This window comes from Glaciihabitans sp. UYNi722, from assembly GCF_040549465.1.
GTDB lineage: Bacteria > Actinomycetota > Actinomycetes > Actinomycetales > Microbacteriaceae > Lacisediminihabitans.
The window spans coordinates 41,682-56,925 of the sequence record NZ_JBEPTL010000010.1; the positions used below are offsets into that span (position 1 = coordinate 41,682).

A 15,244-nucleotide genomic window follows, 5' to 3' on the forward strand; every position below is an offset into this window, starting at 1 on the left:
TTCTAAGCGTGCGGTGTGAACTCCGGCTGAGTGCCGGTCGTACGCAGGCTGAACGGCGACACAGAGTCGACTGGTCAGAAGATGATCGGGTCAGAGGGTGATCGGCTTGACGATGTCCGCGTAGAGCAGCAGCAGGCTCATCCCACCGAGGATGATCACCACGGCGAAGGTGAGCGGGATGATCCGCGCGGCGTCCACCGGGCCTGGATCCCTGCGTTTGAACAGCTTCGCGAAGAACCTGCGGATGCCTTCCCAGAGAGCCGCGGCGACGTGTCCGCCGTCCAGCGGCATGAGCGGCACGAGGTTGAAGACCAACAGGGCGACGTTCACCGACGCGACGATGCCGATGAGGGTCGACAGGCGCTGGGACAGCGAGACGGAATTTGTGGCGGCCACCTCGCCGGCAAGTCGCCCGACGCCGACGACACCGACGGGTCCGTTCGGATCGCGCGCGCCCGATCCGAACGCCGCCTTGGCGACGTCGATCAGTCGCTGCGGCAGGTTGAGGATCAAGTGGAAGTCCTGGCCGATGTTGTTGCCGACGGCGGGCAGCACGGCGGTCAGCGGCTGCTGCTGCAGTTCGTACGCCCAGGTGAAGCCGAGGATACCGACCTTCTTGGTCACCAGCTTGCCATCGGCACCCTTGACCGGCTGACCCTGAGCATCTGCGACGCTCTGCTCGCTCAGCGTCGGTGTGGCCTTCACGGTCAGCGGCTTGCCGTCGCGGAGCACCGCGATCGTGAGTTCTTTGCCGCCGGAGGAGCGGATCAGCTTCGAGGTCTGGGCGTAGCTGGTAGCGGGGGTGCCGTCGATGGACTGGATCGTGTCGCCGGGCTTGAGACCAGCCGCGGCGGCTGGCGCTTCCGGGTCGGATGACGCGCACTTCTGGCGGTCGCTGGTGGCAGGCAGTACGCAGGCCGACACCGTGTTGATGGTCGTGCTGATCTGTTGGGTGCCGAACCCGGAGATCACCACGGCGAACAGCACCACGGCGATCACCAGGTTCATGAACGGTCCGCCGAGCATGATGATGACGCGCTTGACAACCGGCAGCTTGTAGAAGACGCGGTCCTCTGAGCCTTCCGGGATCGTCTCCGCGCTGGCGGTGCGGGCATCCTGAACCAGGGTCTGGAAGAAACCGGTACTCGATGTGCGGCCCGCGTCTTCGTACTCGGCCTCCGCGACGAAGGCGTCGGTGCCGGAGGCGCGCGGCTTTCCGCCCTTGCGCTGCGGCGGGTACATGCCGGCCATGGAGATGTAACCGCCCATCGGAATGGCCTTGACGCCGTACTCGGTCTCACCCTTCTTACGGGAGAAGATGGTCGGCCCGAAACCGATCATGTACTGGCCGACCCGCACTTTGAAGAGCTTGGCCGGCACCAGGTGGCCGATCTCGTGGAGAGCTATCGACAGGGCTATGCCGACGGCGACGATGACGACGCCGAGCACATAGAGAAGGACGGTTTCCACTTGCACAGAGTAACCGCCCCAAGCTTTCAACCGGCTGAGCGGCCGGCGACTGGCCGAGCGCTCAGCCGAGTTCTCAGCCGAGCGCTCAGCGGGAAATCGCCAACAGCCGATCCGCCTCCGCGCGAGCCCAGCGCTCCGCGTCGAGGACCCCCTCGAGGGTCGCCACCGGTTCCTCCGGCGCGTGTGCGTCGACCACGGCCTCTACCGTGTTGAGGATGTCGAGATACCCGATAGTCCCCGCGTGGAAGGCGTGCACAGCCTGCTCGTTCGCCGCGTTGAAGACGGCGGGGAAGGTGCGGCCTTCGCGCCCCACCCGTTTGGCCAGCTCTACAGCGGGAAATGCCTCGTTGTCGAGGGGCTCGAAAGTCCACGAACTGGCCGCGGTCCAGTCGAGAGACACACCCACTCCGGCGACCCTGTTGGGCCAGTCCAGACCCAGAGAGATCGGCAGGCGCATGTCGGGTGGCGAACACTGGGCGATGGTGGAGCCGTCGACGAACTCCACCATCGAATGCACGATGGACTGTGGATGCACCGTCACGTCGATGTCGTCGTAGCCCACGTCGAAGAGGTAGTGCGCCTCGATCACCTCGAGGCCCTTGTTCACCAGGGTCGAGGAATTTGTAGTGACCACGAGCCCCATGTCCCAGGTCGGATGCGCGAGGGCCTCAGCCGGCGTCACGTGCCGCAACGAGTGGCGCGATCGGCCACGGAACGGCCCACCAGACGCCGTGAGCACGAGTCGCCTCACCTCGGCTGTGGTACCGGAACGGAGGGCCTGCGCGATGGCGGAGTGCTCGGAATCCACCGGAACGATCTGCCCTGGTGCGGCGAGCGCGAGCACGAGTTCTCCCCCGACGATGAGACTCTCTTTGTTGGCGAGAGCGAGAGTCGTACCCGTTTCGAGCGCGGCCAGGGTCGGGCCGAGACCGACCGAGCCTGTGATGCCGTTGAGCACGACATCCGCTTCGACGGTGCGCACGAGCTGCTCGGCCTCGATCTCGCCGAGGGCGAGGTGTTCGACGCCGAACTCCCGCGCCTGGGCCTCCAGCGCTTCGCGCTGGCTTCCCGCGGCGAGACCGACTATCTCGAAGCTGTCACGATTCGCGGCGATGACCTCGAGGGCCTGCACGCCGATCGAACCGGTTGATCCCAGGATGATGACGCGACGCATGAGGCAACGCTAGCCGGTCGCGCTGCCGAAATTTCGAGACTACCCGCGACTCGCTACTGGGTGGCGAGGATGTCGACGACGAAGACCAGGGTGCTCGTCGGGGTGATATCCGTCTGATTGCCCGGCACCTTATCGGCGTAGCCATCAGCCGGCGGGATGATCGCGATGACCTGCGAGCCGACCTTCTGCCCGACGAGAGCCTTGCCGAAACCGGGAATCACCCCGCCGGTGGGGAAAGTGGCTGGCTGCCCTGCCGTCCAGCTGGAGTCGAAGACCTTGCCGGTGGCCCAGACGACGCCGGTGTAGTTCACGGTGACCGATGCGCCCTCCTTGACGGTGGCCCCCGTGCCCTTCTTGAGATCCGCGATCTCGAGTTTTGTCGGAGCGTCGGTCTTCGGAACGGTGATCGTCGGTGCGCCGTCTTTTCCGAGCTTCACCGTGGGGTAGCCCGTGGGTGCGGGCTGCGCCGCGCCGTTCGCCTTGCTCAACGTCTTCACCGGCTTTTTAGCGCTGACGACGTCGATCACGAAGACGATCGAGTCGGTTGCCGACAGGCCGAGACCGGTCTGGTTGGCGGCACTCACGCCGTCGGTCGGTGGCACGACGGCGGTGACCCGCGAGCCCTCAGGGGAACAGGCAATCGCCTTGTAGAGACCCGGAATGATCGACTTCTCGTCGAGCTGGAGCGGCTGGGCCTTGGCGGCGCCGAATCCGGTCGTGTCGATCTGCTTGCCGGTTGTGCCGTTGTAAACGGCGTAGGTGACTGTCACGGCGCTTCCGGAGCTGGCGAGGGTTCCGCTGCCCTTGCTCACGACAGTGCGCTCTGTGGACTTGCTCGACAGCGGTGTGGTGAAAGTGACAGTCGGATCCGCGCCGAACTTGCCGGAGACCTTCACCTTCGCTGAGCTGTCGCCCGCCTTCGTCGCGACGCAGGCTGTCGACGCCGTGTTGGCATCGCCCTTCGTTCCGCTACTGCAGCCGACGAGCGCAAGCGCGACGACTCCCGCGATGGCGATCGTGCTGAGGATTTTCGACACAGTTCTGCTTTCTGAAGATCATCTGGGATCAGCCCAGTATTCCGCGCCTACCTATGCGCAAGCTGAAACGGGCTGGCCGCGCACAACTTTACGCGAGTGAGGTCTCCGCGAGACGGATCTCCGGATCGTGGCTCACCGGGAAGTTAACCGAGCTCGCGATGAAACACTTCGTACTCGCCTCGTGGTGCAGGGCGAGCGCGAGATCCGCGTTCCCGGACGAGATCGTGACGACGGGGCGCAGCGTGACCGAGGTGAAATGCCCTCCGCCATCCGCCGTCTGCTCCATGGTGCCGATCGCCGCATCCGTGTAGCCGATGACGACGACGCCGTTCGTGGCGGCCACGTGCAGGTAGCTGAGCAGATGACACTGGCTGAGAGCGGCGATAAGCAACTCCTCGGGGTTCCAACGGTCCACGTCGCCGCGAAACGCACGATCGCTCGAGCCGCTGATGTCGTGCTTGCCCTCCGCGTGAAGGACATGATCCCGTCCATAAGACCTGTAGTCGCTGGTGCCTGTGCCGCGATTGCCGAGCCATTCGAGGCCGACAGAGAAATGATGCTCGAGATTCACGCTGTGCACGCTACACCTTGGGGTCGACAGCATTGCGGGGATAGGCTCGGAACACCATGACTGACACCCTCGTAACCGCCTCAGAGACCTCCGGAATCAGCCAGGAACGCCGTATCGTCACGGCCATTCCCGGCCCGAAATCTCACGCGCTCACCGAGCGACGATTAGCAGTCGTTCCCGTGGGGGTCTCCTCAGCCCTCCCCGTGTTCATCGAGCGTGCCCACGGTGCCATCGTGGTGGATGTCGACGGCAACCAGTTCATCGATCTCGGAGCGGGCATCGGCGTGATGACCATCGGCCACACCGACGAGGCCGTGGTCGCGGCGGCCACCGCCCAGCTCGGCGAGTTCACCCACGTGATGTTCACCATCACACCCTACGAGGGCTACGTGCGGGTGGCTGAGCTGCTTGCCCAGCACACGCCGGGCGACTTCCCGAAGAAGACTGTGCTGCTCAACTCCGGCGCGGAGGCTGTGGAGAACGCCGTCAAAATCGCCCGCAAATACACCGGACGCACCGGCGTTGCCGTGCTCGACCACGCCTACCACGGACGCACCAACCTCACCATGGCGATGACCTACAAGTCGATGCCATACAAGCTGGGTTTCGGTCCGTTCGCGAGCGACGTGCATCACGCGCCGAACTCCTACCCGTTCCGCGACGGACTGAGCGGTGCAGATTCCGCAGCACGCACCATCGCCTATCTCGAGAAGGCCGTCGGGGCATCCGACCTCGCCTGCCTCGTGGTCGAACCCATCCAGGGCGAGGGTGGCTTCGTCGTGCCCGCCGAGGGTTACCTGCCCGCGCTGCAGGAGTGGTGCGCAGCCAATGGCGTTGTGTTCATCGCCGACGAGATCCAGAGCGGCATGGCCCGCACCGGCGTGTACTTTGCCTCTGAGCACTTCGGAATCGTGCCCGACCTGGTGCTGAGCGCTAAGGGCATCGCGGGCGGCCTGCCGATCGCGGGGGTCACCGGCAGGGCTGAGATCATGGATGCCTCGCACCCCGGCGGTCTCGGAGGAACCTTCGCTGGGAATCCCGTCGCCGCCGCAGCCGCCGTCGCGGTCTTCGAGTCGATCGAGTCCCGAGGACTCCTCGCCGAGGGCGCGCGCATTGAGCGTCTGCTCAAGCCCGCGCTGCTCGCCCTGCAACAGAAGTACGAGGTGATCGGCGATGTGCGCGGTATCGGCGCGATGCTCGCGATCGAGCTGGTGCAGCCGGGCACTCTCGAACCGAACCCTGCCGCTGTCACGGTCATCACCGCCTACGCGGCCCGGCACGGTGTGTTGTTGCTGAACGCTGGCACCTGGGGCAACGTCATCCGCTTCCTGCCCAGTCTCGCGATCAGCGACGCCCTTCTCACCGAGGCGCTGGGCGTGCTCGACGAGGCGCTCGCAACCCTGTGAGCCATCCGCTCTCGGGGGTCGTTCGCCGACGTTCATCGCTGAGACCAGCTCAGCCGAGTTTGGCCTGACGCTTGCGTCTGGCGGCCGCCGAAACCTGCTGCGCCACCACCAGCACGATGGCCAGGATGAACACCGCAGACGCGATGACATTCGCTTCGGCCGGGATGCCGCGGGCGGCCGCGATGTAAATGAACTTGGGGAAAGTGGTTGCCGAACCCGAATTGAAGTTCGTGATGATGAAGTCGTCGAAGCTCAGCGCGAAGGAGAGCAGGGCGGCGGCGACAATCCCTGGCAATAGCAACGGGAAGGTGATGCGCCAGAAGACCTGGCCAGGAGAGCCGTAGAGGTCCCTGCCCGCCTCCTCGAGCGCCGGGTCAAGGCTCGAGACACGTGCCTTCACCGTCACCACCACGAAGCTGATGCAGAACATCGTGTGCGCCAGGATGATGGTGACCAGCCCCATCTGTACGCCCGCTCCAAGGAACTCGGCCGCGAGCCCGGCACCGAGCACGACCTCCGGTGTCGCCATCGGCAGGAAGAGCAGGAGGCTGATCGCCGAACGGAAGCGGAAGCGGTAACGCACCAGGGCAATCGCGATCATCGTGCCGAGGATCGTCGCGATCACAGTGGCGATCACGCCGATCAGGATGCTGTTGCCGAAAGCCTGGCAGACATCCTGCGCCGCACAGACGTTGATCCAGTTGTCGAGGGTGAAGCCGCGCCAGGAGATGTTCGACTTCAGGGAATCGTTGAAGGAGAAGACGAAGGTGTAGGCGATCGGCACCAGGAGGAAGATCAGTGCCAGGGCCGTGTAGACCGGAAGCAGCCACGATCCGAGGCTGAAGCGGGGGCGGCGAGTACGGGGCTTCTGCGGGGCTCCTATCGCCTCCGCGAGCACGAGTCCTTCCTGGGTGCTCACAGCAGGTCCTCCGTTCCGCTGCGCTTCACATACACGGTCACGATTGCGAGAATCACGACCATCAGGATGATCGACAGCGATGCCGCCGCAGGATAGTTCAACAGGATCAGGAAGTTGCTCTCGATCACGTTGCCCATCATCGCCGTGCCTGTTCCACCGAGAAACTCGCGACTCGCATTGACGTAGTCACCGGCCGCCGGGATGAAGGTCAGCAGCACGCCGGAGACGATGCCGGGCATGGAGAGCGGGATCGTCACAGTGCGGAAGACCGTGAACGGATGCGCGTATAGGTCGCTCCCGGCCTCAAGGTAGCGGGTGTCGAGCCTCTCGAGTGCGGCATACAAAGGCAGCGTCATGAAGGGGATGAAGTTGTAGGTGAGGCCGAAGACGACGGAGAACGGGGTGCCGGTGACGTGGGCATCCGGAGCAAGCAGCGAGAGTGCCTTGAGCCCTGTCACCACGAAGGATTCGTCGGAGAGCAGCGACTTCCAGGCCAGCGTGCGCAGCAGGAAGCTGATGAAGAACGGTGCGATCACCAGCACCAGCATCAGGTTCTGCAGCAGCGGCCACCGCCTGGCTTTCACCCCGATGAAGTAGGCAAGCGGGTAGCTGAAGATCAGCGCGAAGACTGTCGCGATGATCGCGTAGATGAAGGAGCGGATGATCTGCTCGCCGTACTGCGAGATCGAGGTGACGTAGTTGTCCCACTTGAATGCCGCCTGGTACTGGCCGATGTCGCCGAAGCCGGCGGGTTCCTGCAGCGAAGTGATCACCAGTGACACCAGAGGCACCAGGAAGAACAATACGAGGTAGAGGATGCCGGGCAGCAGCAACAGTAGGGCGATGCGACTTCTGCGACGCGGAGCCTGTTCTTGCGCCGTACCCGTCGCGAATGCGGAGAAAGCCACGGCTAGGCCTCCTCGAGCTCCGACATCAGCGCGCGTTTCTTCTGCACCGCGATGGATGCCGTGTCGGCATCGGCGGGGAATCGCGGCAGAGCGGGCGCCTCATCCTCGAGCCCGAATCCGTGCTCGACCTTCCAGGAGACCCAGGCTTCAGATCCCTCGGTGACCGCCGGGCCGACACCCATGTTCTGCGCGAAGACGACCACAGAGCCGAGGCCGGGCACCGCGATGATGTACTGCGTGCTCACGCCGCTGAAAGACACGTCGATAATACGGCCGGGGCCGAGAATGTTCGTGCCCGCGGCCTTCTCCGGCTCCGCGGTGTGCAGGCTGAGTTTCTCCGGCCTGACGCCGATCGTCACCTCACCGGCGTGACGTTGCGATCGTGACTTGGGCACCACGATCTTGTTGCCCTCGATATTCACCGAGATGCGGTCTGCGGTAGTGCCTTCCACAGGCCCGGTGAAGAGGTTCGACTGGCCGAGGAAGTTCGCAACGAAAGCGGTGCGCGGGAGTTCGTAGAGTAACTCAGGCGAACCAAGCTGCTCGATGCGGCCCCTGTTCATGACGGCGACGGTGTCGGCCATGGTCATGGCCTCCTCCTGGTCGTGGGTCACGTGCAGAAAGGTGAGCCCAACCTCCTCCTGGATCGACTTGAGTTCGAGCTGCATCTGGCGACGCAGCTTGAGGTCGAGGGCTCCAAGCGGCTCATCCAGCAACAGCAGGGCCGGCCGGTTGACGATCGCCCTGGCTAGTGCGACTCGTTGCTGCTGTCCGCCGGAGAGCTGGGCAGGGCGGCGGGCGGCGAGGTGGTCCAGTTCGACGAGGCGGAGAGCCTCGTGGGCCTTGCCGACGGCATCCGAGATCTTCCTGCGGCGCAGCCCGAATGCCACGTTGTCAACGATCGACATGTGCGGGAAGAGAGCGTAGCTTTGGAAGACAGTGTTGACCGGGCGCTGGTATGGCTTGGTGTCGGTCACATCCTTGCCGCCGATGAGGATACGACCGGCCGTCGCCTCCTCGAGGCCGGCGACCAGGCGAAGCGTGGTGGTTTTGCCACAGCCGGAGGGGCCGAGCAGCGCGAAGAACGAGCCAGCCGGAATGGTGAGGCTGAGTTCTTCGATGGCGGTGAACCCGGGGAAGCGCTTCTGGATGCCGACCAGTTCGAGGTCCGCACCGGCCTCGGCGAATGCTCCGGTGGCCATCAGGAGCCCAACAGCACGGACTGGAAGGACGCGCCGTACTTGCTCTCCTCTGCACTCGTCAGGGTGCGGAAGACCTTGGTGGTGGCGAGGGTGGCCTCGTTCGGGAAAATCAGCTGGTTCTCCGCCAGCTGGGGATCGATGTTCATCATCGCTTCCTTCGCTCCCTCGACCGGCGTGATGTAGTTCACCCAGGCGGCGACCTCCGCGGCGACCTCCGGCTCGTAGTAATAGTTGATGAGATCTTCGCCCGCCGACTTCTTCTGCGAACCGATGGGAATGATGAAGTTGTCGTTCCACAGTGTGCCGCCGCCGGTCGGAATGGCGAACTCCCATTTGTCGCCGGCCTCGGCATTGATCACCGTGATGTCACCCGACCAGCAGATCGCGGCGAGGGTGTCTTCGCTCTTGAGATCCTCGAGGTAGGCGTTGCCTTTGATGTTGCGGATCTGGCCGTCGTTGACCTGCTTCTTGAACACATCGAGGGCGGTGTTGAACTCGTCGTCGCTCCACTTGCCGCTGACGTCAACCCCCTGCTGCATCATGATAAGGCCCATAGTGTCGCGCATCTCGGAGAGCACGCCGACGCGGCCCTTGAGCGACGAGTCCCACAGGTCTTCGACGGATTTGAGACCACCAGGAACCTTCGCCTTGTTCCAGCAGATGCCGGCGAAGCCACCCTGCCATGGCAGGGATTTCTTACGCCCAGGGTCGAAGTCTGGGTTCTGCAGGGCCGGGGTGAGGTTCTTGGCATTCGGGATCTTGCTCAGATCGAATTCCTGGGTGTAACCGAGGTTGATGAGCCTGCTCACCATCCAGTCGGTGAGACAGACCAGGTCGGCTCCAATGTCCTGGCCGAGCGCCAGCTGGCCCTTGACCTTGCCGTAGTAGGTGTTGTTGTCATCGACCGCCACGTCGTACTTGACCTTGATACCGGTCTTCTTCTCAAAGGCGGCGAGGGTCGGGTGCGTCTTGCCGGAGTCGTCTTCGTCGAGGTAGGCAGCCCAGTTGTCCCAGTTGAGAGACTTGTTGGTGGACGACTTGTCGGCCGCGGCTGTCGGCTTGGCCGACGCACCACCCGTCGAGCACGCAGCGAGGGCGAGGGTCGCAGCTCCGATTCCCGCTCCCTGCAGCATGTTCCGGCGGGAGAACGACGCCCGCTTTGCTTGCTGGATCAACGACAGGATCATCGGGTCTTGCGGCATCGTTCTGGTCATGGGCGGGCAACTCCTTCACGACGGCGAGCATCGACGCGGACACCGGCGAACCGCGTTGGTCGATACTGACACAGCGGAGGCGCCGACCGCACCACTAATGGGGCAAATCGCCCATTTCGAAACACAAACTTCACGAAATCAGTACAGCTACGCCGCTTTTCGGTGCGGATTCGTGCGTGTGCCGCGACTACGCTTGACGACAGATCGACAGAGTTGTCGAGGCCCGGTGTCGGGCACGATGTCGTAGCGGTGTGGCGCGGCCACAAACCGCGCAGCCGCTGAGAGGTAGGAGCGCAATGAGAGTCGCCGTCCCCACAGAGATCAAGAACAACGAGTTCCGGGTCGCGATAACACCGGCCGGAGTGCACGACCTCGTCGCCCACGGCCACGATGTGCTCATCCAATCGGGGGCAGGCGTCGGCTCTTCGATCAGTGACGACGACTACGTCGCAGCCGGCGCCACCATCAGCCCGGATGCCGCGTCAACCTGGAACAGCGCGGACCTCCTTCTCAAGGTGAAGGAACCCGTCGCCAGCGAGTACGGCTACTTCCGTGACGGACTTCTGCTCTTCACCTACCTGCACCTGGCCGCCGAGCGAGCCCTCACCGAGCAGTTGCTCGCCAGTCGTGTCACCGCCATCGCCTACGAGACGGTGCAGCTGCCCTCCCGCGCTCTCCCGCTTCTCGCCCCGATGAGCGAGGTCGCCGGTCGCCTTGCGCCCATCGTCGGCGCCAATGCGATGCTCAAGCCCAGCGGCGGTCCGGGGCTTCTGGTCCCCGGAGTGCCCGGCACCTATCCTGCGAAGATCGTGGTGCTCGGGGGCGGAGTCGCCGGAACCAACGCGGTGTCCGTGGCGGTCGGGCTCGGCGCGGAGGTCGTGGTGCTCGATACGAACATCCAACGACTGCGCGAACTCGACGCCCTCTACGCCGGGCGGGTTCGCACCGTGGCGTCCAACGGCTTCGAGATCGAGCTGGCCTGCGCGATGGCCGACATGGTGATCGGTTCCGTTCTCGTGCCGGGTGCCAAAGCCCCGAAGCTGGTCAGCAACGACCTCGTCTCCCGCATGAAGCCGGGGAGCGTTCTGGTCGACATCGCCGTGGACCAGGGTGGATGCTTCGCCGACAGCCACCCGACCACCCACGCCGACCCCACCTTCGTGGTGCACGGGTCGCTCTTCTACTGCGTGGCGAATATGCCGGGCGCTGTGCCGCACACCTCCACCTATGCGCTGACCAACGCGACTATGCCGTACGTGCGCGCGATCGCCAATGATGGTTGGAAGGAAGCGCTGCGCGCCGATCACGCTCTCGCGCTCGGTCTCAACGCCCACGCCGGCGATGTGATCAGCGAACCTGTCGCTACGGCCCACGGGCTCGCCTCCCGCCCACTGGAGTCCGTGCTCGCCTAACCTGCCGCGCGGTCACCGCAGCTGCGTCCTGGTGAGTGTTCCGTCCGGCTCGAGCAGCCACAGGCTTCCGGAGACTGAGGAGAGCGGCGGCGGAAGCCTGCGCTGCCCGCTGACGGCGCGGAACTCGGCGGGGGTGCATCCGTCGAACAGGATGGCCGTCCTGGCGCGCAGCGACGCGAGGAGCGACCACTGCGACTGCCAGGTCTCGGGATCGGCGACCACGATCACCGAAGCCCCGGCGTCCACGACGGAGAGTTCGGTGGTGCGAACTGTTGTGCCGAGCTCGATCACCTCCACCGTCGCGGACTCTCTGAGCCGTCGTGCGCACTGGGCCGGCCGCCGCGACACGACTATCAGGCCACGATGTTCGGCGAAGTCCAGTGGCGATATCACGGCGGCCACGACCATGGACTGCGGCGCTGCCGCGAGCGCGAGCTGAAGGCGTGATCCGCGCCACTCCCCCGCCCCTGGGCGGCCGTCGGAGACAAAGCCCCCAGGAGTGCCGCCAGCCAGCAGGTGCTCCTGTCGGTTCGGCAGCCGCAGGACGAGCCGCGAGTCACAGAGCCCGAGGAGCGGTTGGAGGGAGGGAGGAAGACGTCGGGCGGTGATGACCACGCGCAGCCCCACAGATCCTCCCTCACGCAGGAGCTCGGTCAGCAGGTCGACGAACGGCGCGCGGTAGTCCTCGGGAAAGCGTGCGATGAGGGCGTCGACGTCATCGACGAGGAGCAGCCGCGGGCCGACGAGCATGCGTCGCACGCGGTCGACAGCGCCGGAGAGGGCATCCCAGGACGCCTCGATGTCCACCGGAAGGAGCTCCGAACCAACCGTCGCCTGCAACGTCGCCAACAGCCCGCTCTTACCGGATCGCTGGCCGCCGACGACGAGCAGGTTGCCGTCGACTTCTGGTTCGTAGACGGCCGTCTGCTGGCGCTGCTGCTCCGGAAGGTCGAGAAGACCGAACGGTAGGCCGGATGCCACCGGATCGAGTTTCTCCAGACGGATGACAGTCGGTAGGTCGTCGCACCATGGTCGCCGGATGCTGTCCAGCTCCGAGCGCCGACGACCAGCGATCAGTGCGACATCGGCGGCAGTCGCCCGCGCCACCTGCATCGGCAGCGGTTCGGAACCGGCGAGGCTCAGCAGCGCACGACCCGGCGACTCGACCGAAAGCTCGGCCGCGTCGCCGTTGCCGATGACGGCCACGCTGTCCGCCCGGTTGTTGACACGTAGGGAGATACGCAGCGCCGCGTTCGCGAGCACCGCGTCTCTCACGACCCCGGCTGGCCGCTGCGTACACAGGATGAGGTGGAGCCCGAGCGATCGCCCTCGCGCAGCGAGGTCGGCGAAGAGCTCATGAAGTTCTGGAAAACCGGCCACCATTGCTGCGAACTCGTCGACGACCAGCACCAGCCGTGGGAGTTCATCGCCGGGTGGGAGGTCATCGATCGATCGCGCACCGGCATCCGCCAACCGTCGCTCACGAAACCGGAGTTCCGCACGGAGGCTGAGCAGTGCGCGATGAGCGGACCGTTCGTCGAGGTCGGTAATCAGGCCGACGACGTGGGGCAGGTCTTCGATCGGACCGAACGACGACCCACCCTTGAAATCGACCAGCAGGAAATTGACCTGTTCAGGGCCCGCGTTCGCCGCCATTGCCAGCACCCAGCTCACCAGCAGCTCGCTCTTGCCGCTGCCCGTCGTACCGCCGATCACCGCATGGGGGCCATCCGTCACGAGATCCAGCCAGAGAGGATCGGCATCGTGCCACGCGAACGAGCATCGCAGCGTGCCACGTTTCACCTCCTTCGAAGGAAGTGCGGCGAAATCGTGGCTCACCGGCTCGCACCCGGCGCCAATGAGCCCACGATCCCTGGCGGCGCGGGCGAGCAATTCGACACCGCGAAGCGCCTCCTCGGCAGAAACGAACCCCCCGTCGAAGAAGTCGCCAGCCTCATGGCTCGCATGGCGGACCAGTTCGACCCTCCGCCCATCACCCACCCGGAGCACCACCCGGCAGTCGCTGGGCAGCAACTCGGCGAACGCGGCGACCGAGATCGTGAAGGTATCTGAACCGAGCGACCAGCGCACAGCCGAGGTTGACGACACGGAGTGCGGATGCGGAAGTCCAGCCAGCCAGGCCCACCCGGCCCCATCCGGAATCGCAATCCCACCGTTCGCCGGCGAGATCACAGTGGCAAGCTGCACCAGGATACTGCGAGCAAGCGCCATGGCCAGCGTGGCCGGTCCGCAGATGCCGATGCCGAGTCGTGCGTCGACGACGATCGGCGCATCGTCGAGCACCGCCGCCTGTTCACGCAGGGCCGTCAGCGCAGCATCCGCAGTGTCGTCATTTAATCGCGGCGCGCCATCCAGGCGCACCTCGCTGTAGATCGTTCCGGTGCCGAGATTCACGAAGACGCCGGAATCGGTGTCACTGCGCCAGCGCTCAGGATCTCCGGCCGACATGGCGAGAATATCGCCCGATCCAGGGGTCAGGCGCAGAAGCGCAGCCCGTTCTCTCGCATGCTGCTGGTCGATGCTGTCGATGCACTCAAGGAGCTGCCGCTCAAACCTCAGCCCATCCCGTTTCGAGCGACGCCGCGCCTGCAGCTTCGAATCGAGGAAACTCGCGATCGCGATGATCGGACCGAGGGCGGCGAAGACAAGAGTGAAAGACGATCGGGTGATGGCCCAGATGACCACGGCGCCGATTACCGGAGCGATGCACGCCACCACCGGAAAGCTGTACGGCTGGGCGGCGTCCGGTGGCTGCGGCAGTGGAATGCGGGGCTGAGCGTCGATCGTCACGCTGGAGACACAACCACCGCCAGCCGCCCGAAACAGGCCTCAGAGAGCGATCTGGGGATGCCTGGCCGATAATCCGCTCCGTTGGGGAGAGGTGCTCAGCTGATGATGAAGAACTGCTCACCGATGTCTACGCGGGTGCCTCGCACGATACGGACGCGTTTCTCCGGCTGGCAGCGCACGGGTGGGGAGTCGGGCTCCCGCACGATCGTACCGTTGCCGGAGTATCGATCCTTAAGCCAGAAAGCACCGGAATCCTGGCCGAACTCGAGGTGCGTCTTGGATACCGACCGGCTGGGGTCGAGCACACGGATGAGCTGGTCGAAATACTCGCCGGGTTCCGGCTGTGGGTTGCGCCCGACGAGTCCGGATCCGTAGACCGTGAAGGTCTCACCGGTGCTGAACTGCAGGATGAATCGTCCACCTTTGCGCGAGGGGTTCACGATGCGCGTCGCCTCGAGGTCGTCGGCATCCGAGGACGCGTCAGAAGATTCATCCGAGGTCCCGGCCAAATGCTCGACAGCTTCCGGCCGCGGACGATCGGTTGGCGGCGTGAGAGCCGCGGGTGGCGGTGTCGGAATCGACGGCGGCGGAGAGAGGGCGAATGAGAGCGGCTCGATGACGACGGTGTCCCTCGGTCGACTGAAACTCGCGCTGATCTCATGTGAGACATGGCCGCACTCGCCGCAGAAAATGTCGTTCGGTGACATCCGGGCACCGCACTGGGTGCAGCGAAGGCCGTCGAAGGCTGGCTCGACCAGCGGTTCGGGCGACGACTCCTCCTCTGGCACCTCGGCGCCAGAGGACAGATCCGCTTGGGCAGGGTTATCTGCCACGGAGTCGGCCAGTGTGGCTTCCGGAGAGGTCTTGACCGGAGGCTGTCTCAACGCCGGCGCAGCGGGCGACATCGGCTCCTCGGTGAGCGGCAGGCGTATGGCACGCGTCGACTGGTTAGCGGAGAACTGGTTAGCGGAGAACTGGTTGGCAGAGGACTGGTTGGCAGCGGAGGCCGCAGGTGCCACCGCCCGACCGCACTCGCCGCAGAACAGCGCGCCGGGTGGCAGCTCAGTGCCGCAGTATGTGCAGTTCACCGCGTCGAGCCCCATTTCGATCTACCCTGCCA

The 15,244-nt window shown here is 64.9% G+C and carries 12 protein-coding genes and 1 pseudogene; 2 read left to right on the forward strand and 11 right to left on the reverse strand.

The genetic code is table 11. The annotated features are described in order from the left end of the window. Window positions 1–90: 90 nt before the first annotated feature. The 4 genes from ABIB56_RS09225 to ABIB56_RS09240 all read right to left on the reverse strand — a co-directional run bounded on the left by ABIB56_RS09225 (window position 91) and on the right by ABIB56_RS09240 (window position 4,252). Complete coding sequence (locus ABIB56_RS09225) at window positions 91–1,470, reverse strand: M50 family metallopeptidase (RefSeq protein WP_354568911.1); 1,380 nt, start codon at window positions 1,468–1,470, stop codon at window positions 91–93. A gap of 85 nt (window positions 1,471–1,555) precedes the next feature. Beyond that, window positions 1,556–2,644, reverse strand: a complete 1,089-nt coding sequence (dxr, locus tag ABIB56_RS09230) for a 1-deoxy-D-xylulose-5-phosphate reductoisomerase (RefSeq protein WP_354568912.1) — start codon at window positions 2,642–2,644, stop codon at window positions 1,556–1,558. A 53-nt stretch (window positions 2,645–2,697) separates the two neighbouring features. Continuing rightward, window positions 2,698–3,681 carry an FKBP-type peptidyl-prolyl cis-trans isomerase gene (locus ABIB56_RS09235; protein ID WP_354568913.1) on the reverse strand — a complete coding sequence of 328 codons (984 nt, stop codon included), beginning with the start codon at window positions 3,679–3,681 and terminating at the stop codon, window positions 2,698–2,700. Window positions 3,682–3,769: 88 nt separating this feature from the next. Continuing rightward, the gene (locus ABIB56_RS09240; protein WP_354568984.1) at window positions 3,770–4,252 is read right to left on the reverse strand and encodes an OsmC family protein; all 483 of its coding nucleotides are present in this window, start codon (window positions 4,250–4,252) and stop codon (window positions 3,770–3,772) included. Between the two features lie 56 nt (window positions 4,253–4,308). Between ABIB56_RS09240 and gabT the strand changes: the two genes are divergently transcribed. Next, window positions 4,309–5,658 (forward strand): 4-aminobutyrate--2-oxoglutarate transaminase, encoded by a 1,350-nt coding sequence (gene gabT, locus ABIB56_RS09245; protein WP_354568914.1) that lies wholly within the window; start codon window positions 4,309–4,311, stop codon window positions 5,656–5,658. Window positions 5,659–5,707: 49 nt separating this feature from the next. Here gabT and ABIB56_RS09250 read toward each other — a convergent pair whose 3' ends face one another. From ABIB56_RS09250 to ABIB56_RS09265, 4 genes are read right to left on the reverse strand one after another with little or no spacing between them, the layout of a single operon-like run. Beyond that, window positions 5,708–6,541: an ABC transporter permease gene (locus ABIB56_RS09250; protein WP_354568985.1), complete on the reverse strand. Its 834-nt coding sequence runs from the start codon at window positions 6,539–6,541 to the stop codon at window positions 5,708–5,710. A 32-nt stretch (window positions 6,542–6,573) separates the two neighbouring features. Beyond that, complete coding sequence (locus ABIB56_RS09255) at window positions 6,574–7,485, reverse strand: ABC transporter permease (protein WP_354568915.1); 912 nt, start codon at window positions 7,483–7,485, stop codon at window positions 6,574–6,576. Window positions 7,486–7,487: 2 nt separating this feature from the next. Further along, on the reverse strand, window positions 7,488–8,687 hold the full coding sequence (locus ABIB56_RS09260; protein WP_354568916.1) for an ABC transporter ATP-binding protein: 1,200 nt from the start codon (window positions 8,685–8,687) through the stop codon (window positions 7,488–7,490). Continuing rightward, entirely contained in the window at window positions 8,687–9,901 is a 1,215-nt protein-coding gene (locus ABIB56_RS09265) for an ABC transporter substrate-binding protein (RefSeq protein WP_354568917.1), read from the reverse strand. The genes ABIB56_RS09260 and ABIB56_RS09265 overlap by 1 nt, the downstream gene beginning before the upstream one ends. 296 nt (window positions 9,902–10,197) lie before the next feature. On the opposite strand from ABIB56_RS09265, the gene ald reads away from it, so the two are divergent. Further along, window positions 10,198–11,313 (forward strand): alanine dehydrogenase, encoded by a 1,116-nt coding sequence (gene ald / locus ABIB56_RS09270; RefSeq protein WP_354568918.1) that lies wholly within the window; start codon window positions 10,198–10,200, stop codon window positions 11,311–11,313. 12 nt (window positions 11,314–11,325) lie between these two features. On the opposite strand, the gene ABIB56_RS09275 is transcribed toward ald, so the two are convergent. The 3 genes and pseudogenes from ABIB56_RS09275 to ABIB56_RS09285 all read right to left on the reverse strand — a co-directional run. Further along, on the reverse strand, window positions 11,326–14,124 hold the full coding sequence (locus ABIB56_RS09275; RefSeq protein WP_354568919.1) for an FtsK/SpoIIIE domain-containing protein: 2,799 nt from the start codon (window positions 14,122–14,124) through the stop codon (window positions 11,326–11,328). Between the two features lie 95 nt (window positions 14,125–14,219). Beyond that, window positions 14,220–15,143: an FHA domain-containing protein gene (locus tag ABIB56_RS09280; RefSeq protein WP_354568986.1), complete on the reverse strand. Its 924-nt coding sequence runs from the start codon at window positions 15,141–15,143 to the stop codon at window positions 14,220–14,222. 3 nt (window positions 15,144–15,146) lie between these two features. Beyond that, window positions 15,147–15,227 (reverse strand): annotated as a pseudogene (locus tag ABIB56_RS09285) (zinc-ribbon domain-containing protein); the annotation flags it as partial. Window positions 15,228–15,244 lie beyond the last annotated feature (17 nt).

What these genes read in the sequence shown, in the direction of transcription:
- gabT (WP_354568914.1), top strand. Translation starts at nt 4,309, where the DNA reads ATGACTGACACCCTCGTAACCGCCTCAGAGACCTCCGGAATCAGCCAG.
- dxr (WP_354568912.1), bottom strand. Translation starts at nt 2,644, where the DNA reads ATGCGTCGCGTCATCATCCTGGGATCAACCGGTTCGATCGGCGTGCAG.
- ABIB56_RS09265 (WP_354568917.1), bottom strand. Translation starts at nt 9,901, where the DNA reads ATGACCAGAACGATGCCGCAAGACCCGATGATCCTGTCGTTGATCCAG.
- ABIB56_RS09260 (WP_354568916.1), bottom strand. Translation starts at nt 8,687, where the DNA reads ATGGCCACCGGAGCATTCGCCGAGGCCGGTGCGGACCTCGAACTGGTC.
- ald (WP_354568918.1), top strand. Translation starts at nt 10,198, where the DNA reads ATGAGAGTCGCCGTCCCCACAGAGATCAAGAACAACGAGTTCCGGGTC.